Source organism: Cryobacterium sp. PH31-AA6 (genome assembly GCF_030063195.1).
In the GTDB taxonomy this organism is placed as follows: Bacteria; Actinomycetota; Actinomycetes; order Actinomycetales; family Microbacteriaceae; genus Cryobacterium.
This window is the reverse complement of record NZ_JASISS010000035.1, coordinates 1-24,016: the sequence shown is the minus strand read 5'-3', so window position 1 is coordinate 24,016 and position 24,016 is coordinate 1. Positions and strand designations below refer to the sequence as shown.

Sequence of the window (24,016 nt, the reverse complement as noted above, 5' to 3'; positions counted from 1 at the left end):
ACGCGACGCCATGCGCCTACTCAAACGCTACCTCGCCCGAGAAATCTTCCCCATCCTCAACGCCATCCAACAACGCCACACCCCAACCCAAATCGCCGCTTGACATCAATAGGAGCATCGAGACCAGATCCGGCCCAGCCCGCGCCCGTTTCCGCAGCCCGCGCCCGCGGGCGCGGTAGCGCTCTGCCAGTGCCGTAGCGGCGACGGCGGATCCCGCTGCGCCCGAGCATCCGTCCCCGCGTGGTGGGAGCGCCGCGCTGGTCGGGCGAGTCGAGACCCCGTCCGCCCCGAGCCCAGCACGCGGCGCTTTCGGCAGCCCGCGCCCGCGGGCGGGGTTGCGCCCTGCCGTTCCGGTAGCGGTGACGGAGGCTTGCGGCCAGATTCCGCCAGACTCGACTGGCCTTCGGATGCCGACCCGCGGTCCCGTTCTCGTCCTCCACATTCTGGGCTTGATCAGGTTATCCACCGCTTTTCGGTGCGCCGTTTTCGGGTTCGGGAATGTCGGTGGGTGCCCGTAGCGTGGCCCGCATGACAGCAGCATTCATCGCCCGGCAGGAAGCGCTCGGTTCCCGGTTCGACGCCATCGCCGCGGCCGAGCGTGAGATCGCGGCCGCGTGTGCGCGGCGGGCGGCGCTGGTGGATGAGGCGCGCCGGTTCAGCGAGGCCACGGCCGCGCGCCGTGCCGTGCCGGGCGGCCGGTGGTCGGCGGGCATGGTCGCGGAGCGGGAGTTCGTGAGCGAACTGGCGGTGACCTTGCGGTTTCCGCAGCGCACCGCGGAGAACCTGATCGCGGAGAGCCGGGCACTGGCCGATGAGTTGCCGGCGACCCGGGCTGCGCTGCAGTCGGGGGAGATCAGTTACCGGCACGCGCAGGTGCTGATCGGGCAGGCGTGGAGGGTCCCTTCGGCCGCCAAGGCCGCGTTCGAGGCGGCACTGCTGCGCTCGGCGGGGCACCTGACCGCGTCCAAGCTCAAGTACAAGGCGCGGGTGCTCCGCGAACGGCTGCATCCCGAGACGATCCTGGCCCGGCACACGATATCCGTCCTCGACCGCAAGGTGATGACCGAGGCCGAAGCCGACGGGATGGCCTCGCTCTGGCTCTATGACTCCGCCGAACGAGTGCACGCCGCCTACCTCCGGGTCACGGTCGCGGCGCTGAGCCTGCAAGGCGCCGACGAAACCCGCACCCTCAGCCAACTGCGGGCGGACGTGCTCACCGACCTGCTCCTCGACGGGACCACCCCTACCGGCGTTGGGGCCGGCATCCGGGCCACGGTCAACGTCACCGTGCCGGTCCTCACTCTGATGGGCCGAACCGAGGAGCCCGGCCACCTCGAGGGGTACGGGCCGATCGACCCCGACACGGCCCGGCGACTCGCCGGCGGAGCCACCGGCTTCACCCGGCTGCTCACCCACCCCGAGACCGGTGTCGTGCTCTCCGTCGGACGCGACCACTATAAGGTGCCGAAACCCCTGAAGGACTGGCTCCGACTCCGCGACGAAACCTGCCGATTCCCCGGCTGCACCAAACCCGCGGCCCACTCCGACCTCGACCACTCCCTCGACTGGCAATTCGACGGGCTCTCCGCCCACGACAACCTCGCCCACCTCTGCCCCGGCTGCCACGCACTCAAAAGCGAATCCGGGTGGACCGTAAAACACCTCGACAACGGGCACCTGCACTGGACCTCGCCAACCGGCCGCACCTTCACGACCGAACCCGCGACCCTCATCCGCGCCACCGCGCCACCCACGGATGCGACACCACCGGACACGGCCGCACCCCCGGCAATTGCCGCACCACCGGCCTCGGCACCGTCGCCGAACGAGCCGCCCGTGCCCGAACCCGCCCCCTTCTGACCCGCCCGGCCACCGCGGAGCCCTTGCACCAGGCCCAACGAACCCGGCGCACGAGTCCGGCGAAACCCCACCGGCAGACCTGGTCTCGACAGGCTCGACCACCGTGTGGTTGGCTCGACCACCGTGTGGGTGGCTCGACCACCGTGTGGGTGGCTCGACCACCGTGTGGGTGGCTCGACCACCGTGTGGTTGGCTCGACCACCGTGTGGGCGGCTCGACCACGTGAGGCTGGCCCCGATCACCGGGCGGCAGACCCCCGGCCAACGAGAGGCAGGGCCCGACTTCCGAGCGGCTGGCCCAGGCCCCGAGAGGCAGGCCCCGACCCCCGCGCGACGACGGATGCTCGGCCGCACCGACCAGGAGGCTCGCCGCTACGGGAACGGCAGGGCGCTACCGCGACCGCGGGCGCGGGCTGCGGAAACGGGCGCGGGCTGGGGTCGGCCGGGGCGGGCTCGGCAGGCCGGCCCGCCGGGAGGCGGGCCAGACCGCCTCCCGGCGGGCCCGACGGCCGCTCGAGGCACCTCCCAGGCGTCCCCCAGAATGAGGCACACCGCCCGGTGAGTCAGCGGGATCACGCCAGGCCGCCTTATTTCTTCCGAAGAATCCCCTTACTTTGCTAACGCGGTGGTCGATAGCTAGGTACGAGCAGGGATAGCTCAACCCCAGGCCACGGATCGGCCGTCTTTACACTTGACGACGAAATCGGGAAACTGTGCTCGAATCCGTGACAGCCACCGCGCTATCCAGTGCCCTCGACGGACTGGCCCTGCGCCAGCGCACCATCGCGAGCAACATCGCGAACGTCAACACCCCGAACTACCACGCCAAGCGCGTCGCCTTCGAAGCCGCACTGGCCAGTTCGGTCGCAGCCGGCGACGGTCGCACGACGGCGACGACCGCCAGTTCACTCGAGCCCACTCGGCTGGACGGCAACAACGTCAACCTCGACACCGAGACCCTCTCCAACACCGAAACGGTGCTGCGCTACCAGTTCGCGGCCCAGGCCATCAACAACCCCTTCACCGCGATCCGCTCTGCGATGCGGACCAACTGATGGTCGACGCAATCGGCATTGCCGGCACCGGCCTCACCCTGCACCGCAAGTGGCTCGACGCGGTCGCCGACAACATCGCCAACGTCAACACGGTCACGCCCACCAGCGGCAAGGCGTTCCAGGCCCGCTACATCGTCGCCCAGGAAGGCCAGGGCGTCACCGGCGCCTATGTCTCCGGCACGGCGCTCGGCTCGGAGACCGGCATCCTCACCTATGACCCCAGCAACCCGCTCGCGGATGCCGACGGCAATGTTCGTCGCCCCGACATCGACCTGGGCGAGCAGATGGGCGCACTGATCATGGCCCAGCGCGGCTACCAGGCCAATGCCGCCGTCGTCGACCGCGCCAAGACAAGCTACGAAGCAGCACTGCAGATCGGACGCGGCTGATGACCATCGGTGCAATCCCCGCCGTGCAGGCCGCGGCCGGTACCGGCTACCTGCCCAGCGTGCAGAACAGCCAGGCCACCGACGGTGCGGGCTTCGGCTCCGCCCTCGCCGGTGCCGTCGACAACCTTCAGTCGTTGCAGTCCACCTCCAACACCCTCGCGGTGCAGGCGGTCACCGGCAACCTCAACGACATCCACGCCGCCACGATCGCATCGACCAGGGCGCAGGTCACCCTCGAACTGGTCGCCGCCGTGCGTAACAAGGGCGTCGACGCGTTCAACGAGATCATGAGGATGCAGGCCTGATGCCCCGTCCGATTGCGTCGGCTCTGGAGAACCTCAGCCGCAACATCCGCGAATTCACCGTCGCGCAGCGCACGGTCGCCATCATCGGTGTCGCCGTGCTCGCGCTCGGCATCGCCGCCCTCACCATGTGGGTCAGCAAGCCGGCCTACACCCCGCTCTTCTCCGGCCTCAGCGGTTCGGACGCGAACACCATCGTCGACCAGCTGCGCACTGACGGTGTGCCCTACGAGCTCAGCGACGGTGGCGCCACGATCATGGTTCCGCAGGAGAACGTCTACGACGAACGCCTCAAGAGCGCCGCGGCCGGCCTGCCCTCCTCGAGCACGGGCGGCTACTCGCTCCTCGACAAGATGGGCGTCACCGCCTCCGAGTTCCAGCAGTCGGTCACCTACAAGCGGGCGCTCGAGGGCGAACTGGCGAACACCGTGCAGGCCATGCAGGGCGTCCAGTCCGCCTCCGTGCGTCTCGCCATCCCCAAGGAGTCCGTGTTCGCGTCGGAGAAGACCGACCCCACCGCATCCGTCTTCGTCCAGACCAAGTCCGGCGTCACCCTCAACTCCAGCCAGGTCCAGGCCATCGTGCACCTGACCAGCGCGTCGATCGACGGCATGAAGGCCACCGACGTGGCCGTCATCGACTCCAAGGGCGTCGTGCTCTCCGCGGTCGGCGTCGGCGCCATCGGCTCGGCCGACCAGCAGGCCGGCGACTACGAGCAGCGCGTACGCGGCGCCGTGCAGGCCATGCTCGACAAGGTTGTCGGCCCGGGCAACGCCACCGTGGTCGTCGCCGCCGATATGAGCACCCAGTCGGCCCAGCGGGTCGAGGAAACCTTCACCACCCCCACGGATGCGCCGGCCCTCAACGAGGCCGTCAAGACCGAGACCTACTCGGGCTCCGGGGCCAGCGGGGCCGCGGCCGGCGTTCTCGGGCCCGACAACATCGCCGTTCCGGCCGGCACCGGCACCGACGGTTCCTTCACCTCCGCGGACACGACCAAGAACAACGCGGTCAACAAGGTCACCGAAACCCGCACCATCCCGGCCGGGCAGATCAACCGCCAGACCGTCTCCGTCGCCGTGAACGCCGACGCCGTGGGCAAGCTCAACGTCGCCGACGTCACCTCCCTGGTCTCCTCTGCGGCTGGGATCGACGCCAAGCGCGGCGACGCCGTCACGGTCGAGGTCGTCAGCTTCAACGCCTCCGGCGCTGCGGACGCCGCGACCGCCCTCGCCGCCGGCACCGCCGCCGCGGCCGCCGATCGTTTCGCGGAGATCGTGCGCATCGGCATCATCACGGCCGGAATCGTCATCACCTTCGTGCTCGGCCTCATCCTCTACGCCCGTCGCTCGCGCCGGCAGAGCCGGGAAGCGATCGAGCTCGACGAACTGGTCGAGGCCCGCCCGGCGCTCGGCGCGGCAAACGTCCCGTTCGGGATCACCGCCCAGAACAGCCCGATCATGATCGACCCGACCCCCACGGTTGCTTACGGCGTCACCGGCGCCACCGGCGACGCCGACCGGATGCGGATGGAAATCGACTCCCTCGCCCAGCGCGACCCGGCGGGCACCGCCGATTTCCTCCGCGGCCTGATGGATGACCGGCAGCCCGCATGATCGACGTGAAGGTTCCCCTGACCGGAACGCAAAAGGTCGCCGTCGTGCTGATGAATATGGACCGTCAGCGCGCGTCCGAGGTCATGAAGCAGTTCACCGAGACCGAGGCCGCCGACATCGCCGCCGAGATCGTGCAGCTGCGCCGCGTCGATCCTGACGTCACCGAAACGACGGTGCTGGAGTTCCACGGCCTCACCACGAAGAGTTCCCGCAACCCCCGCGGCGGCCACGCCTACGCGGTCGGCCTGCTCGAGGCATCCTTCGGCGCCGAGAAGGCCGCCGGCGTGATGACCAAGGTCGCCTCGTCGATGGCCGGCAAGGCCTTCGAATTCCTCGACACCGCCGAGACGCTCCAGATGCTCGCCCTGCTCGACGGCGAACTGCCCCAGACCATCGCCCTCGTTCTCGCCCACCTTCGCCCCGAACAGGCTTCCGCCGTGCTCGCCGGCCTCGACGGCGCCCTGCCCGTCGAGGTTGCCCAGTGCATCGCGACCATGGGCACCGCCACCCCCGAGGCGATCAAGGTTGTCACCGACACGCTCAAGGGCCGTGTCGGCGCCATCTCCTCCTCCCGGGAGACCAGCGAGGTCGTCGGAGGCATCCAGCCCCTGGTCGAGATCATCAACCGTTCCGACGTGGCCACCGAGCGCGCGCTGCTCGAGGCCCTCGACGCGAGTGACCCGGTCCTGGCCGAAGAGGTCCGATCCCGGATGCTGACCTTCGCCGACATCGTCAAGCTCGAGAACCGGGATGTCCAGCAGGTTCTCCGCGGCATCGACGCGGCCGTGCTGGCCGTGGCCATGAAGGGCTCCACCGGCGGCGTCATCGAGATCATCCGCACCAACCTCTCCGAGCGTAACCGCGAGATCCTCGACGACGAGGTCAAGGCCATGGCGCCCGTGCGGGTGTCGCAGGTGGAGGAGGCCCGCGCCACGATCGTTCGGGCCATCCGCGACCTGGCCGCCCAGGGCAGCATCACGGTGCAGCGAGCAGACGAGGACGATTATGTCGTCTAACCCCGGATTCTCCACCCTGTCGTTCCCGGTCCTCCGGGACGTGAACCGCGACGCCAACCTCGACCAGGGCGACGAGCGCTCTCGCGCCCAGGGCCACTCCGCCGGTTACGCCGCCGGAATCCGCGCCGCCGCCGCCGAGATGGACGCCACCGCGGCCCGCCTCGGCGCCGAGCACGCCGCGGCCGTCCGCCAGGGCCAGGCCCGGATCGACCGTGTCGTCGCCGTGCTCGGTGCGGCCGCAGCGGCGCTCGACGATCGAACCGTCCCGGTGCTGCGCGACGCGGAGAACACCCTCGTCACCACCGCCCTCGACCTGGCCGAGGCGATCATCGGCCACGAACTCGACGACGCCGAGACGTCCGCCAGGTCCGCCCTCGCCCGTGCCCTCCACCACTCGACCGACCTGTCGCCGCACTCGGTGCGCCTGAACCCCGACGACCTGGCCATGCTCGACGCAGCCACCCTGGCCAGGTCCGGCGTCGAATTCGCCGCCGACCCGTCCCTGGCCCGCGGCGACGCGATCACCGAGTTCTCCGACGGATACCTCGACGCCCGCATCGGCACCGCCCTCGCCCGCGCGAAGGCCGTGCTCCTCGGCGGTGCCGAATGACCCTCACCTGGCAGCCGCACGCCGCCAAGCTGAACCTGGCCCTGGCCGCGGCCCGGCCGCAGCGCGTCGGCGTCGTCTCCTCGATCGTCGGTCTCGGCCTCGAGGTGCGCGGCCTGAACTGCGCCATCGGCGACCTGGTCACCATCGGCGAGCACGGCGAGGTCGACGCGGAGGTTGTGGCAACCACCCGTGAAGGCATCCGGTGCATGCCGCTGGGCCGGATGACCGGCATCCGTGTCGGTGCCCCGGTGCGCTCGGATGGCGCCCCCCACTTCGTGCCGACCGGCAACGGCCTCTTCGGCCGGGTCATCGACGGTCTCGGCCGACCGATCGACGGCAAGGGCCCGCTCGCGGTGGCCAGCCGGGTCTCCCTCGACCACGACAGCCCCTCGGCCATGGGCCGCTCGCGCATCGTCACCCCCCTCCAGCTCGGCGTGCGCGTGCTCGACACCCTCACCACTGTCGGCAAAGGCCAGCGCATGGGCCTGTTCGCCGGCTCAGGCGTCGGCAAGTCGTCGTTGCTCTCCATGATCGCCCGCGGCACCGACGCCGAGGTCTCGGTCATCGCCCTGGTGGGGGAGCGTGGCCGCGAGGTGCGCGAGTTCCTCGAGGACGACCTCGGCCCCGAAGGGCTCGCCCGCTCGATCGTCGTCGTCTCCACCTCGGACGAACCGGCCATGATGCGGTTGCGCGCGGCCTTCGTCGCCACCCGCATCGCCGAATCATTCCGCGACCAGGGCGCCGACGTCATGCTGATGATGGACTCGCTGACCCGCGTGGCCATGGCCCAGCGCGAAATCGGCCTGTCGGTCGGCGAACCGCCCGCCACCCGGGGCTACCCGCCATCCACGTTTTCCCTGCTCGCCCGGCTGCTCGAACGCGCCGGAACCGACGAGGCCGGCTCCATCACCGGCGTCTACACGGTGCTCGTCGACGGCGACGACCACAACGAGCCCATCGCGGATGCCGCCAGGTCGATCCTCGATGGCCACGTCGTGCTCGACCGCAAGCTCGCCGTGCTCGGCCACTTCCCCTCCGTCGACGCGCTCGCCTCCATCTCCCGGGTGGCCTCGCGGGTCAACAGCCCGCACCAGAACGAAATCGCCGGCACCCTGCGCAAGGTGCTCGCCGCCCGCCGCAACGCCCAGGACCTGCTCGACGTCGGTGCGTACCGCACCGGCACGAACCCCCTCGTCGACGCCGCGGTCGCCCACGAAGGCGCGATCAACGCCTTCCTCCAACAGCGGATGGACGACCAGACCCCGGCGGCCCTCGCCTGGGACCAGCTCAGCGCACTGACCCGACAGCTCGGAGGCCTCTGATGGCGCGCCTATTCGCACTCGCCGGACTGCTTCGGCTGCGACACCTCCAGCAGGACCAGGCCGCCGGCGACCTCGCCGCGGCGAACGCCGTCGCCGCGGCGAACGCCCAGCGCCGGGCGAACACCCGTGCCACCCTTGAGGTGCTGCCCAGCACCGTCACGGGAGCGGAAACCCTCTACGCTGTCGCCGCGGCACGAGCATCCGCCCGCAGCATGCTCGCGGAGATGGATGCCCTCGGCAGCAACTACCAGAGCGCCGTTGGCGAGGCGCAGGCCGCCTACGACGCCTCCCGCGCCGAGTCGGTGAGCCTTGAGAAGCTCGAGGGCAAGCACGGCGCGGCCGTCGCCGCCGACGACCTGCACGCCGAGCAGACCATCCTGGACGAGATCGCCTCCACCGCCTGGCACCGCAACCGGATCGGTTCGGCTCGATGACGATGGTCGCGATGCTGAGCCGGGTGAGCGACATCCGCGCGACCCTGGAACAGTTGTCGAACGTGGCACCCACCGCGCGGTCGACGGCCACGACAGCCTCGGCCGGCGCGTCCTCGAGCACCTTCGCGGATGCCCTGGCCTCCGCCGCCGCCGCAACCGGCGTCACGGCCGCGAACACGGGCAGCGCGACGGGGGCAGACATCGTGACGTCCGCGGAAAAGTACCTCGGCGTTCCCTATGTCTTCGGTGGCGAGGACTCGAGCGGCATGGACTGCTCCGGGCTCGTGCAGAAGGTCTACGCGGACATGGGCATCACGGTTCCCCGCCTCGTCTCGGGCCAGATGAAGATCGGCACCGCGGTGGCTTCCCTGGCCGAAGCCAGGCCCGGCGACCTCATCGTCACCGCGGGCGGCGACCACATTCTCATCTACGCCGGCGACCACAAGGTCATCCATGCACCATACGAGGGCCGCACGGTCAGCAAGGTCGAGGCCTATATGGACGACTCCGAGATCACGACGATTCGCCGCGTCATCCCGGATGTCCCCGCCACCACGAGCGCTGCCGGCACGACCGACCTCGTCAACGCAGCCTTCGCCTCGCTCCTGAAGGGCGCTGCCAAGTGAATACCGCGATGCTCCGATCGGCCGCACCTGCCGCGGCCCCGTCTCGTGGCCAGGCGGGCGCTCCCGCCGCCGGCTCCGGCGGCGCCGACGCCTTTGCGTCGATCATGCAGGGCACCCTCGACGCCCGTGGTCCGGCCACCGGCCGCAGCGCGCGAAATGAGCCGGCAACGGATGCCGCGCCCGACCGGCCTGCGAAGCACGCCGGGGGAGCCGCGGCCGACTCGACGTCGTCCTCCGCCGATGCGTCAGATCCGGCCCAGAACCCGGCCGCGCTCGTCGCCGGCGCTGAGGTCGCGCCCGGACCGAACATCCCTGCTCCGTTCGGTCAAGCGACTCCGGTGGCCCCGGCGGCCCCGGTCACCGACCCCGCCCTGGCTGCCGACCCTGAAGCGGGCACACCGGTAGCGGCCGACGTCTCGGCAGCAATGGGTGCCGAAGCCGCGGTCACCACCGGGGCAGTCCAGGCACCGGGAACCACCGCGATCCCGACGCCCATCGCCATAGACGACACGCGCCCCTCGCTCGCCACCTCCACCGCCACCGGCACGGCCGGCACAGAGGTCTCTGGCCCAGCGACAGCGGTGCCCGCAGTGACGCCCGGCCCGAGTCCCGCTGTCACTCCTGTCGTCGTCACCGGTACCACCGCGACCGCTTCCGCAGCAGCGGCGGTTGCCGCCGCCGCAGCGCCTCCGGCCGCGCGCACCGCCGGCTCAGCCACGCCGGGCGCCACGGTGGCGTCGAACACGGCCACGGTTGCCACGCCCACGCCCACGCCCACGCCCACGCCCACGCCCACGCCAGCCGTCGCTACCGCCACAACGGCCGCGCCCGCGGTGACGAACGGTGCTGCCGCTGCTGCCGCTGCGGTAACGCTCGCTCCTGCTTCTGCATCCGGTGCCTTCGGCGCTGCCCTGGCGACCGCAACCGCGAGCGCTCGCACCGCCACGGCCGGCGGCGAGTCCGCTCCGGCCGACGACGCAGCGGTCGCCCCCGCGACGCTGAACGCTCCGGCCGGCACGGTCATCGCGGCGGCCCCGACCGCGGTGCCTGCTGCGGCTGCGGCGCCCGCACCGGTCGCCCCCGCCCCCACCGTGCCGCTCACCGCCCAGGTGGCTCGTCCGCTGTTCAGCCTGGCCGGAGCTCCGGGCGGCGACCACGTGCTCACGATCAGCGTCAGCCCCGACAACCTCGGACCGGTCACCGTGCGCGCTCACGTGAACGGCGACAACATCCGGGTCGAGCTCTTTGCCCCCACGGATGTTGCCAGGGACGCCCTGCGCGCCATCCTGCCCGACCTGCGCCGTGATCTCTCGGGTGGCGGGCTGAACGCCCACCTCAACCTGTCCGGGAACGACTCGCCCTCCGATCCGTCCGCGAATCGCCAGGACCGACAGCAGCCGGGCGCACGCAACGAGCATGGCCGCGGTTCCGGAGAACCGGTCGCCGAACGCAGCTTCCGCGCCCCCGGCTTCGGGAGCACGCACACCATCGACATCCTGGCCTGAGAGAAGAGAGAGACAACCGTGACCATCGACGCAGTTGCCGCAACGGCAGCGACCGGCATGTACACCACGACGCCCGTCCGGGCGCCGAAGCAGACCCTCGACTCCGAGGCCTTCATGTCCCTGTTGGTGACTCAGCTCCGCAACCAGGATCCGAGCTCGCCCATGGACACCAACCAGATGATCGCCCAGACCACACAGCTGGCGATGATGGAGAAGCTTTCCGCGCTGTCCACCACCGCCGACGAGAACTTCTCGCTGCAGATGCGCGTGGCCGCGGCGGCCCTGGTCGGCCAGGACGTCAGCTATACCAAGGCGGACGGCACGACCGCGACGGGCACGGCATCCGCAGTCTCCTACGCCGGCACGGTTCCACGGGTCACCATCAACGGAACGAGCATCGCCCTCGATGCGATCTCCGGGGTGACCGCCCATCCGGCGGCGACACCCGCCTGACCCAGGCCCGGATAGCCGGGCCCCGCACCCTCACCAACTTTTCCAACTTTTCGACTCAGTCCCTTTCAGAAAGGCAGCATCCCATGCTTCGTTCCCTGTACTCAGGAATCTCCGGCCTTCGCTCGCACCAGACCATGCTCGACGTCACCGGCAACAACATCGCCAACGTCAACACGACCGCGTTCAAGGCCTCGGCCACCCAATTCCAGGACACCCTCTCGCAGCTGAGCCAGGGTGCTGGCGGCCCGCAGGCCGAGGTCGGCGGTACGAACCCGGCCCAGGTCGGTCTCGGGGTCAAGGTCGCCGGCATCTCGACCAACTTTGCCCAGGGCTCCTCGCAGGCCACGGGCAAGGCCACGGACATCATGATCTCGGGCGACGGCTTCTTCGTCACCCAGCTCGGCGGCGAAACGCTCTACAGCCGCGCCGGGGCGTTCGACTTCGACGCCCAGGGTCGTCTGGTCTCACCGGCGGGCGCGATCGTGCAGGGCTGGAACGCCGTGGACGGCGTGATCAACCAGGGTGGAACAACCGGGAACATCACCCTGCCGTTGCAGTCCATCATTCCGGCCAAGGTCTCGACGGAAGCGACCATGGGCGGCAATCTGCCGTCGGACGCGGTCCTGGGCTCGACCCTCCTCCGCGATGTGAAGATCTACGACGCGTCCGGTACCGCACGCACCCTGTCGCTGACTTTCACCAACACCGGTGCCGGCACCTGGGACGTCGCCGGAGATGACGGTTCCGTGACGAACACCGGCTCCCTCACCTTTACCAATGGGGAACTCACCAGCGGCGGCACTCTCCTCGTCGGGGGGATCACCGTGGATATGAACAACCTGCAGGGATTTGCCGGGCTCACCACGGCCACCGTCAACTCGCAGAACGGCGCCGAAGCGGGAACTCTCAGTTCCTTCACCCTGGGCAAGGACGGCACCCTGGTAGGCCTGTTCAGCAACGGCGGCCAGGCGTCCATCGGCCGGATCGCCCTCGCGACGTTTGCCAACCCGGGCGGTCTGGAGAAGGCCGGCTCCTCCGAGTACCGTGCCACCTTCAACTCCGGCAACGCGGCCCTCGGCGCACCCGGCAGCGGCGGCCTGGGCTCGCTCACCGGGGGAGCGCTCGAGATGTCGAACGTCGACCTCTCCCAGGAGTTCACCAACCTGATCGTCGCCCAGCGCGGCTTCCAGGCCAACGCCCGCATCATCACCACCTCCGATGAGGTCCTGCAGGAGCTCACCAATCTCAAGCGGTAGGTAGATGCGTTTGCCCCGGCCGTCAACTAACGGCCGGGGCGGGGCGACCGACAGTGGTTCACGACGGTTACTTGAACCGTCCGGAGACCAGGGACGGGCCCGATGATCGTTGTGACGCGGCTGAACGACAGCCAGTTTGCGATCAATCCCGATTTAATCGAGCGCATCCACGCGAGCCCCGACACCACCCTGGTGATGGTCGACGGCGCGAAATTCATTGTCACCGAGGGCCTCGACGAGGTCATCGAAAAGATCGCCCGATTCCGGGCCCACGTAATCTCCCTCGCCTACCTGACGTCCGATGCCGATTACACCACCGGGGCCAGGCCGCTGGAGATCGTCACCGGTCCGCACGCGATCGATGATCCCCACCAGCCGGGTGGTTCGCTGCCCCCGCGACCGCGGAGGCTCTGATGGATCCCGCAACCCTGATCGGAATCGCGCTCGCCTTCGGGTCCCTCTTCGCGATGATCACCATCGAGGGTGGCCACATCGCCTCGATCCTTCTGCCGGCTCCCATGGTGCTCGTCTTCGGCGCCACCATCGCCGTCGGCATCGCCGGTGGCACAATCGGCGACGCGATCTCGGCGTTCAAGGCGGTGCCCGGCGCGTTCGTCGGCAAGACCACCCCGCCGCAGCAGGTCATCGACCAGATCGTCGGCCTGGCCGAGAAGGCCCGCAGCGCCGGCCTGCTCGCCCTCGAGCAGGAGGCCGACAACGTCGACGACCCGTTCCTGCGCGGTGCCCTGCAGAACATCGCCGACGGTACCGACGGCGACGAATTGCGCATCCTGCTCGAAGACGAGCTCGCCACGAGAACCAAGGCCAGCCGCAACGCCTCCAAATTCTTCACCTCACTCGGCGGCTACGCGCCGACCGTGGGCATCATCGGAACGGTGATTTCGCTCACCCACGTGCTGGAGAACCTCGACACCCCGTCGACCCTCGGCCCGATGATCGCGGCCGCGTTCGTCGCCACCCTGTGGGGTCTGCTCTCCGCGAACTTCCTCTGGCTGCCGATCGGCAACCGGCTCAAGCGCCTCTCCGACATCGAGGTCGATCGGATGACCCTGCTGCTGGAGGGCGCCCTCGCCGTTCAGGCCGGGAGTCAGCCGCGCCTCCTCGGCGAACGGTTGCGTGCCATGGTGCCGGCGGAATCGCCCAAATCCTCGAAGGCGGGCAAGTCGGATAAGGCGGCCAAGTCCCTGCCCAAGGCGGCATGAGCGGGCACGGCCGGGGCCGCGGCAAGGGCCTCGAAGAGGAACACGTCGAGCACGTCGACGAACGCTGGATGGCGTCCTACATGGACATGGTCACCGTGCTGATGTGCATGTTCATCGTGCTGTTCGCGATGTCGTCGGTCGACCAGGAGAAGTTCGTGCAGCTGAAGAACTCCCTGGCCACCGGGTTCGGGGCCACAGACGTCGGCAAGGTCGACACGGCCAAGGGCGTCGTCGTGAAGGCGGACAAGGTCAAACAGGGCGAAGCGACCGGCTTCACCGACCTGCAACTGGCGGTGTCCGAGGTCGACCACCTCAAGTCGGCCCAGAAGGCACTCCAGGATGCTGTGGACGCCAAGGGCATCGGAAGCCAGGTGCAGTTCGTGATCGACTCGCGCGGCCTCACGATCGGCCTGATCGGCTCAGAGGCCTTCTTCGCTCCTAACCTCGCCAACCTCAGCTCGCAGGCGATCCAGGTGCTCGACACGATCGCGCCGATCCTCGCGGCCGAGCCCAACGAGGTCAAAATCGAGGGCCACGCCGACCGGCACGGTGTCACGACCAATTACCCGACCGACTGGGAGCTGTCTTCCGGCCGGGCGACGGCGGTGCTGCGCCGGCTGGTCGAGCACGGCGGGATCGCCCAGGAGCGCATTTCGGCCGTCGGCTACGGCTCGGCCAGGCCCGTCGCCGCGGGGTCCGATCTCGCCGCGATGGCACAGAACCGCCGGGTCGACGTGGTGATGCTCTCCAATCAGCCGGAGGCCGTCCGGGCGCTGATCCCGTCCGTGCTCGACGGCACGGCCGTCATCCCCCCACCGGCCGAGCCCGCCGCGACCACGACCAAGGTGGCGACGTCAACCAAGACGGAGAAACTTCCCGCGAAGACGGAGAAAGCTCCCGCCAAGACGGGACACTGATCGGGTCGAGCAGCCGGGATCTGCCGGAAGATGAGTTTCGCGTCGGATCCTCCTAACGCGCGCGGTTCGGCGACCGATAGTCCTTGTCGTGACGGTCCAGGAACAAGCAGTGATTGGTGCGCCCGCTTCGGCGACGCGCACGGTTGAGGTGTACGACTTTCGTCGCCCGACCACGCTCGCCCGCGAGCACTCGCGCGTCCTCGAGCTCGCGTTCGAGACTTTCGCTCGCCAATGGGGCACGCAGCTCACCGCCAAGGTGCGGGTGTTGTCGCAGGTGACCTGTGACCACGTGATCATGCGCACCTACGACGAGTACGCATCCTCGCTGCCCGCGACGACGGCGATGGTGCTCTGCCCCGTGGCCGGCTTCAGCGCCAAGGCGGTCATCCAGTTTCCCGCGGCGGCCGCGCTGTCCTGGGTGAGTCACATGCTCGGCGGCTCCGGAACCACCTCCGCCCCTGAGCGCACCTTCACCCAGATCGAACAGGCGCTCGTGCGGCGCCTGATGGATGACGCCCTCGAGGACCTGCGGTACTGTCTCGCCAGCGTTCTCGTCGCGCCGATCACGGTCGGCGGCATCCAGTACAACTCCCAGTTCGCCCAGGCCGCGGCCACGGCCGACCTGATGATCGTCGCCACCTTCTCGATGCGGGTCGGCGAATCGACCGCGACCGCGACGCTCGCCCTGCCGGCCGAGACGCTCCTGCCGCAGCTCGGCGAGACGAACCCGACGACCAGCCCCGCGAACCACGCAGAACTCCTCCAGGCCCAGCTGGCCTCGGTACCGGTGGATGTTTCCCTCCAGCTCACGCCCATCCGGGTGCTGCCGAGCGTCATTCTCGGCCTGGCCGTCGGCGACGTGCTCCCCATACCCCATTCCAAGCATCGCCCGCTCGACGTCGTCGTCGACGGCCAGCCGCTCGCACGCGCGGCCGTTGGCTCCAACGGCTCGCGCCTGGCCTGCATCGTCATTGACACCGAGGAGACCTTCGCATGACCGCGACATCCACCGCCCTTCCCGCCGCCGCCGTCGACGCCCTGATCGGGCTCCTGCCGACCCCGACCGCCCTGCAGGCAGTGACCTGCTCCGGCGCGGCGCTGACGGGCCGGCTGGGTGCTGCGGTCGTCGCATCCTTCGTCGGGGTGACCTCGGCGGACATCGCGATTGTGCTCGCCGACCCGGCATCGCTCGACGCCGCGGCCGGAGCCGAATCGGCCCTGGTCTCCAGCCAGGACGTGCTGCGCCCCGCGCTCGAGGGCGCTGCTGGCGTCTTCGGGGTGGGCGTGCTGGGGGAGACCAGGGTCGAAGACGCGACCGCCCTCTTCGCGGATGCCGAAACGATCGTCTACGAGCTCTCCGGCGGCGGCGCCGTCACCGGCTGGTTCGCGATCCGACTTCGCGACAACGGAACGATCGGCTCCACGGGCCGGGCAAGCGGGTCCGTGGTCGGCAAGCTCGGCCGCATCAACAACGTCGAAATGGCGCTCACGGTCGAAATCGGGCGCACCCGGATGTCCGTGCGCGACGTGCTCGCGCTGGAACCTGGCGCGGTCATCGAGCTCGACCGCTCGGCCGGGGCCCCCGCCGACATCCTGCTCAACGGCCGGCTGATCGCGCACGGCGAGATCGTCGTGCTCGACCAGGACTACGCGGTGCGCATCACCCAGATCCTCGACGTTGCCGAGAGCCTGACCTAGGTGGACACACTCTTCGTCGCTCTGCGGGTCGCCCTCTCCCTGGCCGCTGTGCTCGGGTTGCTCTGGGTGCTCCAGCGACGCCTCACCCGCGGCTCCCGGGGATCGCGCAGCCAGAATCTCGTCACCGTGGTCGGCCGTCAGGGCCTCGGCCAGAAGGCATCCGTGGTCGTCGTCGACATCGACGGACGCCGGTTCGTGCTGGGCGTGACCGAGCAGTTCGTCAACGTCCTGCACGGCGGCGACGCGGCTGGTGCCTCGGCGGCTGGTGCCTCGGGGGCAGGGGACTCGGCGGCCGGAGACTCGGTCTTCGCGAGCTCGCTCACGGCAGCCGCCGAGGTCTCCGCCGCGAACCCGGCCGACTCCGACTCCGAATCCGAGCTGGCACCGCCGCTCATCCTGCGACCGCGCCACGGCGCCTCGGCCAGGGCCGCCGCCCGGGCCGACCACAACCGCCTCGGCGGCTCCATTCTCTCGCCGGCGACGTGGCAGCAAACCGCAGCCGCCCTCCGGCAGGGACGGTGAACCCCGGAGCCCTGCGGGCAGAGCGACGCACGCGACTGGCCCGAGCCTTCGTGATGGCGGCCCTGGTGCTGGTGATCGTGGCGGCCATCGTGCTCGTCATCGCGCCCGCCGGGCATGCCGCCCCCGTCGACCCCACCCCGCCGACGGACCCGGCCGCCCCGGCAGACCCGACCGGCGGCGGACTGAACGTGTCGATCAACGGACCGGACGGCTCACCGTCCTCCGCAATCGTCACCCTGATCGGCATCACCCTGCTGTCGGTGGCGCCGGCGCTGCTGCTGATGATGACCTCCTTCACGAAGATCTTCGTGGTGCTGGCGATGACCCGCAACGCGCTCGCGCTGCCATCGATCCCGCCGAACCAGGTGCTCGCCGGACTGGCCTTGTTCCTGTCGTTGTTCATCATGGCGCCGATCCTCACCGATATAAACGAGCACGCCCTCCAGCCCTACCTCAACGGCACACTCTCCTTCGACGACGCGGTGACGCTCGGATCAGGGCCGTTGCGCACGTTCATGCTCGCGCACACCAGGGAGGAGGACCTCGCCCTGATGACCAGGGCGGCCGACCAGGCCAACCCGGAGAGCGCCGACGCGGTGAACCTGCTCACCCTGATCCCCGCCTTCATGATCTCCGAGCTCCGGGCCGCGTTCATCATCGGTTTCGTCATCTTCGTGCCGTTCCTCGTCATCGACCTCGTCGTCTCCGCGGCGCTGATGTCGATGGGCATGATGATGCTGCCGCCCGTGATGATCTCCCTGCCGTTCAAGATCCTGCTGTTCGTCCTCGTCGACGGCTGGGGCCTGATCATCACCACCCTGATCAGCAGTTACCGGGGTGGCTGATGGACACCAACGCCGTACTCGACATCGGGCTCCAGGGCATCCTGGTCGCCGGAATGCTGGCCGCGCCCATTCTCATCACCGCGCTCGTCGTGGGCTTCGCGATCTCGCTGCTCCAGTCGATCACCCAGATCCAGGAGGTGACGCTCTCCTTCGTGCCCAAGGCGATCGCCGTCGCCGTCGCACTGGTGGTCTCCGGGCACTGGATGATCAACGAGATCGTCTCCTTCACCCACATGCTCTTCGACAAGATCCCGTCGCTCATCGGCGGAGGCTGATGAACATCACCCTGGACTTCGCGTGGCTCGAGGCGGTCATGCTCGCCGGCGTGCGCATGATCGCGTTCCTCGTGATCGCGCCGCCGTTCTCGTTCAACGCCATCCCGCTGCGGATCAAGGGCATGCTGGCCATCGGCCTCGCCCTCGCCGTGTCGCCGCAGGTCACCCCCGGCTACGTCTCGCCCGACACAGCCGGTTTCATCGCCGCACTGCTCCTCGAGATCATGGTCGGCGGAGTGCTGGGATTCCTGGTTCTCGTGGTCTTCTCCGCCATCCAGTCCGCCGGCAACCTGATCGACATGTTCGGCGGGTTCCAGCTCGCGCAGGGCTTCGACCCGCAGTCGATGGTCAACGGAGCCATGTTCACCAGGCTCTACCAGATGACCGCGATCGCGCTGCTGTTCGCCTCCGGCGGTTACCAGCTGATCATCGGCGGCCTCGCCCGCACCTTCGCGGCGCTGCCGATCGGCGGAGGCATGGACCTGGCCGTACCGATGCAGGCCGTGACCACGGCGGTCGGCCAGATGTTGCTCGCCGCCGTACAGATCGCCGGACCCCTCATCGTCGTCCTGTTCCTCGCCGACGCCGGCCTCGGCCTGATCACCCGCGTCGCGCCGGCGCTGAACGCCTTCGCCCTCGGCTTCCCCCTCAAGATCCTGATCACCCTGTCGCTCAGCGCGGCCGGGTTCGTGGCGCTCCCGCGCATCGTGGCGGCGCTGGCCGACACCGCCGTCGGCACGATGATGGGGGTGAAGTAGATGTCGGACTCCGGTGAAAAGACCGAGCAGGCAACCGAAAGACGGATGCGCGAGGTGCGGTCGAAGGGCCAGCTTTCCAAATCCCAAGACCTCACCGCGTGGCTCGGAATCGGCGCCGCCGCGGTGATGACCCCCGTCACCATCTCCCTCGGCGCGCAGGCCGGCACCGAACAGATGATCATGATTCGCGGTCTCGTCGCCCGCCCCGACCCGGAACTCGCCGTGCAGATGCTCGGCGAATCACTCGGCTCGATGGCCGGCGTGCTCACCCCCATGCTCGCGGCCGTATTCGTCACCGTGCTGGTCGGCGCGGTGGCGCAGGGCGGCGTGCACTTCAAGAAGGTCGCCGGAAAGTACGAGCAGTTCAACCTGGTCACCGGTTTCGCGCGCACCTTCGGCACCCAGGCGCTCTGGCAGGGGGTCAAGGCCCTGCTCAAAACCGCCGCGGTCGGCGTGGTGCTCTACCTGGTGATCCAGAGCCTGATGCCCATCCTGATGACGGCCGGCGGTCTGCCCGTGATGGTTCTGATCGGTGCGGCCGGGGGCGGTGCCGCCGCCATGGTGCAGTCCGCCGTGCTCGCGGGCCTCGTGTTGGCCGCCGCCGACGTGTTCGTGGTGATGAAACGCAACCGCAAGCGCACCCGGATGTCGAAAAAGGAGGTCAAGGACGAGAACAAGAGCTCCGAGGGTGACCCTCAGGTCAAGTCCCAGCGCCGTTCGCGTCAGCTCGCGATGAGCCGCAACCGAATGATGGCCGCCGTCGCCACCGCCGACGTCGTCTTGATCAACCCCACCCACTTCGCCGTCGCCCTCAAATACGAGCCGGGCAAGTCTGCACCCCGCGTCGTCGCGAAGGGCGCCGGAGTGATCGCCGCCCGCATCCGCGAACAGGCCGAAACCGACCGGGTTCCCATCGTTCGCGACATCCCGCTTGCCCGCGCCCTGCACGCCGAGTGCGAGCTCGGCCAGGAAATCCCGGTCGAGCTCTACAACGCCGTCGCCAGGGTGCTCGCCTTCGTGATGGCCCTGAAGACCCGCGGCTCCAGCGCCGGGTCCGGCGTACACACCGTTTCTGAACCCGCCCTGACTTCCGGAGGCCACCGATGAAAAGCAACTTCGCCAAACTCGCCGTTCCGATCGGCGTCGTCGGCATCATCCTCCTGCTCGTCGTGCCGGTGCCGGCGGTGGTGCTCGACTTCCTCATCATCATCAACATCCTGCTCGGCCTGGTGACGCTGCTGACGACCATGTTCGTGAAGAAACCGCTCGACTTCTCCGTCTTCCCCTCCCTCCTGTTGGTGGCCACCCTGTTCCGGCTCGGCCTGAACGTGGCATCCACCCGTCTCGTACTCGGCGACGGCTATGCCGGCCAGGTCATCGCTTCGTTCGGCCAGGTGGCCGTCGGCGGCTCGATCATCATCGGTGCTGTGATCTTCCTCATCCTCGTCGTGATTCAGTTCGTGGTCGTCACCAAGGGTGCGGAGCGGGTCGCCGAGGTCGGCGCCCGGTTCACGCTCGACGCCATGCCCGGCAAGCAGATGGCGATCGACGCCGACCTGAACGCCGGCCTGATCACCGACAACCAGGCCAGGGAGCGCCGGGCCGAGGTCTCCGCCGAGGCCGACTTCTACGGCGCCATGGACGGCGCCTCGAAGTTCGTCAAGGGCGATGCGATCGCCGGCATCATCATCATCATCATCAACCTGATCGGCGGCATCGGGATCGGCATGATCCAGCGCGGCATGGAGATCAGCGAGGCGATGAGCACCTACTCGCTCCTCACCATCGGCGACGGCCTCGTCACCCAGATCCCCGCACTGCTGATGGCCGTCTCAACCGGCATGATCGTCACCCGCTCCAATGCGGAGTCCGACATCGGCACGACCGCGTCCGCCCAGCTCACCCAGTCCCGCAACGCGCTGATGATCGCCGGGGCCGCGGCCCTGCTGATGGCCCTGATCCCCGGCATGCCGATCATCCCGTTCGTGGTGATCGGGGTTGCCCTGATCCTCTTCTCCCGCAGAATCAAGGCGGGCGAGGAGCGCGACCAGGCCGGCAAGGATGCCGCGGTCGCCGCCGAGGGGATGGCACCCCGGTCGGACACCGCCGAAGACCTGATCGAGACCATGCGGGTGCACGCGCTCGAGATCCTCCTCGCGCCCGACCTCGTCGACCTCGTCTCCGGTGCGCAGGACGACCTTCTCGCCCGGGTTCGGGCACTGCGCCGCAAGATCGCGCTGGACCTCGGCGTCGTGGTTCCGCCCGTGCGCACCAGGGACAGCGTCGACCTGCCCTCGTCGACCTATGTCATCCGCATCGCCGGTGTGGAGGCCGGCCGAGGCACGGCACCCGCCGGCAAGGTCCTCGCGCTCGGCGACGCCCTCGACCTGCTGCCGGGTACAGCCACGGTCGAGCCGGTCTTCGGTCTGGCCGGCAAATGGGTGCCGAGCGAGATGCGCCACAGCGCGGAGATGACCGGCGCGACCGTGATCGACCGGGTGTCAGTGCTCGTCACCCACCTCTCCTCGATCATCTCCGGCAACGCGGCCCGGCTCCTCACCAGGGAAGACGTGCGCGTGCTGACCGACGGGGTCAAGCAGGTCAACCCGTCCGCCGTCGACGATCTCATCCCCGGTCTGCTCTCCCTGGCCGAGGTGCAGCGGGTATTGCAGGGGCTGCTGGGCGAACTGATCCCGATCAATGACCTTCCCCGCATCTACGAGTCCCTGTCCCTGCGGGCCAAGGTCTCCGCCGACCCGGAGGGCCTGATCGAGGCGGCCCGCCAGGCACTCGGTCCCGCGCTCACCGCCCAGTACCTCGACGAGGGTCTGCTCCGTGTGATCATGATCGAGCCGGGGCTGGAACAGTCGATGCTCGAAGGCATGCGCCCCTCCGAGCAGGGCACCCAGATCATGCTCGACCCGGCGAGGATCGACGTCATCCTCGGCTCGCTCAAGGAAGCCCTGTCGACCGTGGAGGCCAGCGGCCTGAGCGCAGTACTGGTCTGCGCGCCGGCTCTGCGTCCGGCCATCCGGCGCCTGGTCTCGGCCCACACCGGCGGTCTGCCGGTACTCTCCTACCTGGAGGTAACCTCGGCGAACGTTGCCATCGAGACGGTGGGAGTGGTTCGTGGAACCGAAACGATTTCTGCTTGAGGGTTCCACTCTCGAGGAGCTGAAGGCGCGCATCCTCGCCGAGCACGGAACGGAGGCGCGCATCGTCGCCGCCGACCGGGTCACGGTCGGCGGCATCAGGGGCTTCTTCGCGAAACGGCACTTCGAGGTCACCGTCGAGGTGCCCGAGCGCCGGCGCCGCGCCGCGCACTCCCGGCGAGACTGGCAGAACCGGCCCGACCCGCAGGACGAGTCAGAGCTCCAGGATCAGGGTGACTCGCAGGACAGCCCCGACCTGCAGGCCAGGCTCGGCATCGCCGCGCTCCTGGACGACGCGGATGCGGCCGAGGCTCGCCTCCAGTTCAGTTCGGAACCGACCCTGTCGACCGCGTCAGAGGACTTCGCCCACCTGATGGACGAGCTCACCTTTCAGGCGGAACCGGACCCGATCCCGATCGTTCTCACCGCGACGCGGGTGCGCACCTCCGGGGCACCGGTTGTCTCCCGTCCGGCGCCCGGCGAATCGATGCCGGCGACACCGTCGACCGTCGTGCCGCGGCCGCTCTCCGGTCACGGCGACCTGGTGCTCCTGATCGGGCTTCCGGAGGCCGCGCTCCAGATCGCGCACTCGATGGCGATCTCCGGCTCGGGCGAGGTCTTCATCGCCGGTACCGTGCGTTCGATGGGCGCTGAGCGCGCGGACGACCGCCGCACGGCCCTGTCGGCCCGGGCGCGCGGGGTCGAGGCTGGCCGCACCGGGTACGTGGCGTTCGGCCTGGGCGGAAACCTGGCCGACCCGATCACCCTGGTCGCGGCGCTGGCCGAGACGCTCGCCCCGATCGAGGCCGACCAGGTCTGGCTCGTGGTCGAGGCCGGCCGCAAACCGTCGGACACGGCCCGGTGGGCGGCCGCCGTTGGCGCGATCACCCCGATCGACGCGATCGCGGTCGTCGGGGCAGCGACGACGGGCACGCCTGGCACGGTCGACGAGCTCGGCCTGCCGATCGGTTGGATCGACGGAGCTCCGGCGACGGCGACGACACTGGCCGCACGCTCGAGCCTCCCGGGCCTCGCCGGCGGGTCGCGATAGGCTGGGCGGGTGCTGGTACTTACACGCAAACAGGGGGAGAAAATCCTCATTGGTGACGACATCGTCATCACCATTCTCGACGTGCGCGGCGACAGCATCCGGATCGGAATCGACGCCCCACGTGGCGTGGGAATCCAACGCGACGAGGTGGTGCGCGCCGTCACCGAGGCGAACATCGCAGCCAGCCACGCCGACAGCGACGCCGAGGCGCGCATCAAGGCCACCCTGGGCCTCCTGCCGCCCGCGCCCTAGCCCCCGCCCCGCCCCCGCGGTGATCGAGCCTCGCGGTGATCGAGCCTGTCGCGGTGATCGAGCCTGTCGCGGTGATCGAGCCTGTCGAGATCCGGTGATCGAGCCCCGCGGTGATCGAGCCTGTCGAGATCCGGTGATCGACCGCCCGCGGTGATCGAGCCTGTCGCGGTGATCGAGCCTGTCGAGATCCGGTGCCCTGGTAGATCTCGCGCGACCCACCTGTGCATAACCCGCGCGTCGAATTCGTCCAGCGGCGATCATGTGGCGATGCCATACATGTACCTGCTCGAATGCGCCGACGGCTCCTACTACGTCGGCAGTACCTGGGACATCGAACGACGGCTCGCTGAACACGGTGCGGGGGAGGGCGCCGAGTACACCCGGCGTCGCCGCCCGGTGCGGCTCGTGCACGTGGAGGAGTACGAACGGATCTCGGATGCGTTCGCCCGGGAGAAGCAGGTCCAGGGCTGGGGTCGATCGAAACGGATCGCGCTGATCGAGGGGCGCATCGCCGATCTCCCGGGCCTCAGCCGCACCGCGGGAGCAAGGGCAACCGCCTGTCGACCCGCAGCCTCGCTGATCGACCTCGCGGTGATCGTGCGCTTGCGCTGATCGAGCCTGTCGAGATCCGGTGACCCGGGTCTCGACGGGCTCGACCACCGGTTGTGCGGTTTCGGGGTCGGCCGGCTGCGGCAAGCGAGCCGCGTGGTGATCGTGCGCTCACGGTGATCGAGCCCCGCGGTGATTGAGCTTGTCAGTGATGATGGTTGGTGGGGTCAGGGTGGTCTGACTCAGAGCTTGTCTGACGCTTCGGCTGTCTTGGTCTCGATGCGTCGGCCGGTCTGGCCCTGACATTGTTTTGTCACGTTCAGGATGCCGA

Annotated in this window: 27 protein-coding genes; all 27 read left to right on the top strand. The window is 69.2% G+C overall.

All coding sequences use genetic code 11. The features are described 5' to 3' along the window. The first annotated feature begins 528 nt into the window (after window positions 1-528). Window positions 529-1,860, top strand: coding sequence for an HNH endonuclease signature motif containing protein (locus QMG61_RS16090; RefSeq protein ID WP_283495352.1), 1,332 nt, complete (start codon window positions 529-531; stop codon window positions 1,858-1,860). Window positions 1,861-2,572: 712 nt separating this feature from the next. Continuing rightward, window positions 2,573-2,914, top strand: coding sequence for a flagellar basal body rod protein FlgB (flgB, locus tag QMG61_RS16085; protein ID WP_283495351.1), 342 nt, complete (start codon window positions 2,573-2,575; stop codon window positions 2,912-2,914). Then, window positions 2,911-3,303, top strand: coding sequence for a flagellar basal body rod protein FlgC (locus QMG61_RS16080; RefSeq protein ID WP_283495354.1), 393 nt, complete (start codon window positions 2,911-2,913; stop codon window positions 3,301-3,303). The genes flgB and QMG61_RS16080 overlap by 4 nt, the downstream gene beginning before the upstream one ends. Continuing rightward, window positions 3,303-3,608: a flagellar hook-basal body complex protein FliE gene (gene fliE / locus QMG61_RS16075; protein WP_283495350.1), complete on the top strand. Its 306-nt coding sequence runs from the start codon at window positions 3,303-3,305 to the stop codon at window positions 3,606-3,608. Before QMG61_RS16080 ends, fliE begins: the two co-directional genes overlap by 1 nt. Beyond that, window positions 3,608-5,221, top strand: a complete 1,614-nt coding sequence (fliF, locus tag QMG61_RS16070; protein WP_283495349.1) for a flagellar basal-body MS-ring/collar protein FliF — start codon at window positions 3,608-3,610, stop codon at window positions 5,219-5,221. The genes fliE and fliF overlap by 1 nt, the downstream gene beginning before the upstream one ends. Further along, a complete protein-coding gene (fliG, locus tag QMG61_RS16065; RefSeq protein WP_283495348.1) occupies window positions 5,218-6,237 on the top strand; it encodes a flagellar motor switch protein FliG in 1,020 nt (339 codons plus the stop codon). Before fliF ends, fliG begins: the two co-directional genes overlap by 4 nt. Then, entirely contained in the window at window positions 6,227-6,847 is a 621-nt protein-coding gene (locus QMG61_RS16060) for a FliH/SctL family protein (protein WP_283495347.1), read from the top strand. The genes fliG and QMG61_RS16060 overlap by 11 nt, the downstream gene beginning before the upstream one ends. Next, window positions 6,844-8,169, top strand: a complete 1,326-nt coding sequence (locus QMG61_RS16055; protein WP_283495346.1) for a FliI/YscN family ATPase — start codon at window positions 6,844-6,846, stop codon at window positions 8,167-8,169. The genes QMG61_RS16060 and QMG61_RS16055 overlap by 4 nt, the downstream gene beginning before the upstream one ends. Then, window positions 8,169-8,603, top strand: a complete 435-nt coding sequence (locus QMG61_RS16050) for a flagellar FliJ family protein (protein WP_283495345.1) — start codon at window positions 8,169-8,171, stop codon at window positions 8,601-8,603. The genes QMG61_RS16055 and QMG61_RS16050 overlap by 1 nt, the downstream gene beginning before the upstream one ends. After that, the gene (locus QMG61_RS16045; RefSeq protein ID WP_283495344.1) at window positions 8,600-9,229 is read left to right on the top strand and encodes a C40 family peptidase; all 630 of its coding nucleotides are present in this window, start codon (window positions 8,600-8,602) and stop codon (window positions 9,227-9,229) included. The genes QMG61_RS16050 and QMG61_RS16045 overlap by 4 nt, the downstream gene beginning before the upstream one ends. Further along, a complete protein-coding gene (locus QMG61_RS16040; RefSeq protein WP_283495343.1) occupies window positions 9,226-10,734 on the top strand; it encodes a flagellar hook-length control protein FliK in 1,509 nt (502 codons plus the stop codon). Before QMG61_RS16045 ends, QMG61_RS16040 begins: the two co-directional genes overlap by 4 nt. 18 nt (window positions 10,735-10,752) lie before the next feature. Beyond that, on the top strand, window positions 10,753-11,187 hold the full coding sequence (locus QMG61_RS16035; RefSeq protein ID WP_283495342.1) for a flagellar hook assembly protein FlgD: 435 nt from the start codon (window positions 10,753-10,755) through the stop codon (window positions 11,185-11,187). 83 nt (window positions 11,188-11,270) lie between these two features. After that, window positions 11,271-12,443: a flagellar hook protein FlgE gene (locus tag QMG61_RS16030; protein WP_283495341.1), complete on the top strand. Its 1,173-nt coding sequence runs from the start codon at window positions 11,271-11,273 to the stop codon at window positions 12,441-12,443. A 102-nt stretch (window positions 12,444-12,545) separates the two neighbouring features. Continuing rightward, the gene (locus QMG61_RS16025; RefSeq protein ID WP_283495340.1) at window positions 12,546-12,857 is read left to right on the top strand and encodes a flagellar FlbD family protein; all 312 of its coding nucleotides are present in this window, start codon (window positions 12,546-12,548) and stop codon (window positions 12,855-12,857) included. Beyond that, window positions 12,857-13,666 carry a motility protein A gene (locus tag QMG61_RS16020; protein WP_283495339.1) on the top strand — a complete coding sequence of 270 codons (810 nt, stop codon included), beginning with the start codon at window positions 12,857-12,859 and terminating at the stop codon, window positions 13,664-13,666. The genes QMG61_RS16025 and QMG61_RS16020 overlap by 1 nt, the downstream gene beginning before the upstream one ends. Continuing rightward, the gene (locus QMG61_RS16015; protein ID WP_283495338.1) at window positions 13,663-14,583 is read left to right on the top strand and encodes an OmpA/MotB family protein; all 921 of its coding nucleotides are present in this window, start codon (window positions 13,663-13,665) and stop codon (window positions 14,581-14,583) included. Before QMG61_RS16020 ends, QMG61_RS16015 begins: the two co-directional genes overlap by 4 nt. A 109-nt stretch (window positions 14,584-14,692) precedes the next feature. Continuing rightward, on the top strand, window positions 14,693-15,580 hold the full coding sequence (locus QMG61_RS16010) for a flagellar motor switch protein FliM (protein WP_283495337.1): 888 nt from the start codon (window positions 14,693-14,695) through the stop codon (window positions 15,578-15,580). Then, window positions 15,577-16,281, top strand: a complete 705-nt coding sequence (gene fliN, locus QMG61_RS16005) for a flagellar motor switch protein FliN (RefSeq protein WP_283495336.1) — start codon at window positions 15,577-15,579, stop codon at window positions 16,279-16,281. Before QMG61_RS16010 ends, fliN begins: the two co-directional genes overlap by 4 nt. Next, window positions 16,282-16,803: a FliO/MopB family protein gene (locus QMG61_RS16000; RefSeq protein WP_283495335.1), complete on the top strand. Its 522-nt coding sequence runs from the start codon at window positions 16,282-16,284 to the stop codon at window positions 16,801-16,803. It abuts the gene before it with no gap. A gap of 53 nt (window positions 16,804-16,856) precedes the next feature. Beyond that, window positions 16,857-17,648, top strand: a complete 792-nt coding sequence (gene fliP / locus QMG61_RS15995; protein WP_283495353.1) for a flagellar type III secretion system pore protein FliP — start codon at window positions 16,857-16,859, stop codon at window positions 17,646-17,648. Next, the gene (gene fliQ, locus QMG61_RS15990) at window positions 17,648-17,923 is read left to right on the top strand and encodes a flagellar biosynthesis protein FliQ (protein WP_283495334.1); all 276 of its coding nucleotides are present in this window, start codon (window positions 17,648-17,650) and stop codon (window positions 17,921-17,923) included. Before fliP ends, fliQ begins: the two co-directional genes overlap by 1 nt. After that, window positions 17,923-18,681: a flagellar biosynthetic protein FliR gene (locus QMG61_RS15985; protein ID WP_283495333.1), complete on the top strand. Its 759-nt coding sequence runs from the start codon at window positions 17,923-17,925 to the stop codon at window positions 18,679-18,681. The genes fliQ and QMG61_RS15985 overlap by 1 nt, the downstream gene beginning before the upstream one ends. Then, a complete protein-coding gene (locus QMG61_RS15980) occupies window positions 18,682-19,788 on the top strand; it encodes an EscU/YscU/HrcU family type III secretion system export apparatus switch protein (protein ID WP_283495332.1) in 1,107 nt (368 codons plus the stop codon). Then, window positions 19,785-21,836, top strand: coding sequence for a flagellar biosynthesis protein FlhA (locus QMG61_RS15975; RefSeq protein WP_283495331.1), 2,052 nt, complete (start codon window positions 19,785-19,787; stop codon window positions 21,834-21,836). Before QMG61_RS15980 ends, QMG61_RS15975 begins: the two co-directional genes overlap by 4 nt. After that, window positions 21,811-22,884: a hypothetical protein gene (locus QMG61_RS15970; RefSeq protein ID WP_283495330.1), complete on the top strand. Its 1,074-nt coding sequence runs from the start codon at window positions 21,811-21,813 to the stop codon at window positions 22,882-22,884. The genes QMG61_RS15975 and QMG61_RS15970 overlap by 26 nt, the downstream gene beginning before the upstream one ends. 9 nt (window positions 22,885-22,893) lie before the next feature. Continuing rightward, the gene (gene csrA, locus QMG61_RS15965) at window positions 22,894-23,136 is read left to right on the top strand and encodes a carbon storage regulator CsrA (protein WP_283495329.1); all 243 of its coding nucleotides are present in this window, start codon (window positions 22,894-22,896) and stop codon (window positions 23,134-23,136) included. 267 nt (window positions 23,137-23,403) lie between these two features. Beyond that, on the top strand, window positions 23,404-23,748 hold the full coding sequence (locus tag QMG61_RS15960) for a GIY-YIG nuclease family protein (protein ID WP_283495328.1): 345 nt from the start codon (window positions 23,404-23,406) through the stop codon (window positions 23,746-23,748). The last annotated feature ends 268 nt before the right edge of the window (window positions 23,749-24,016 follow it).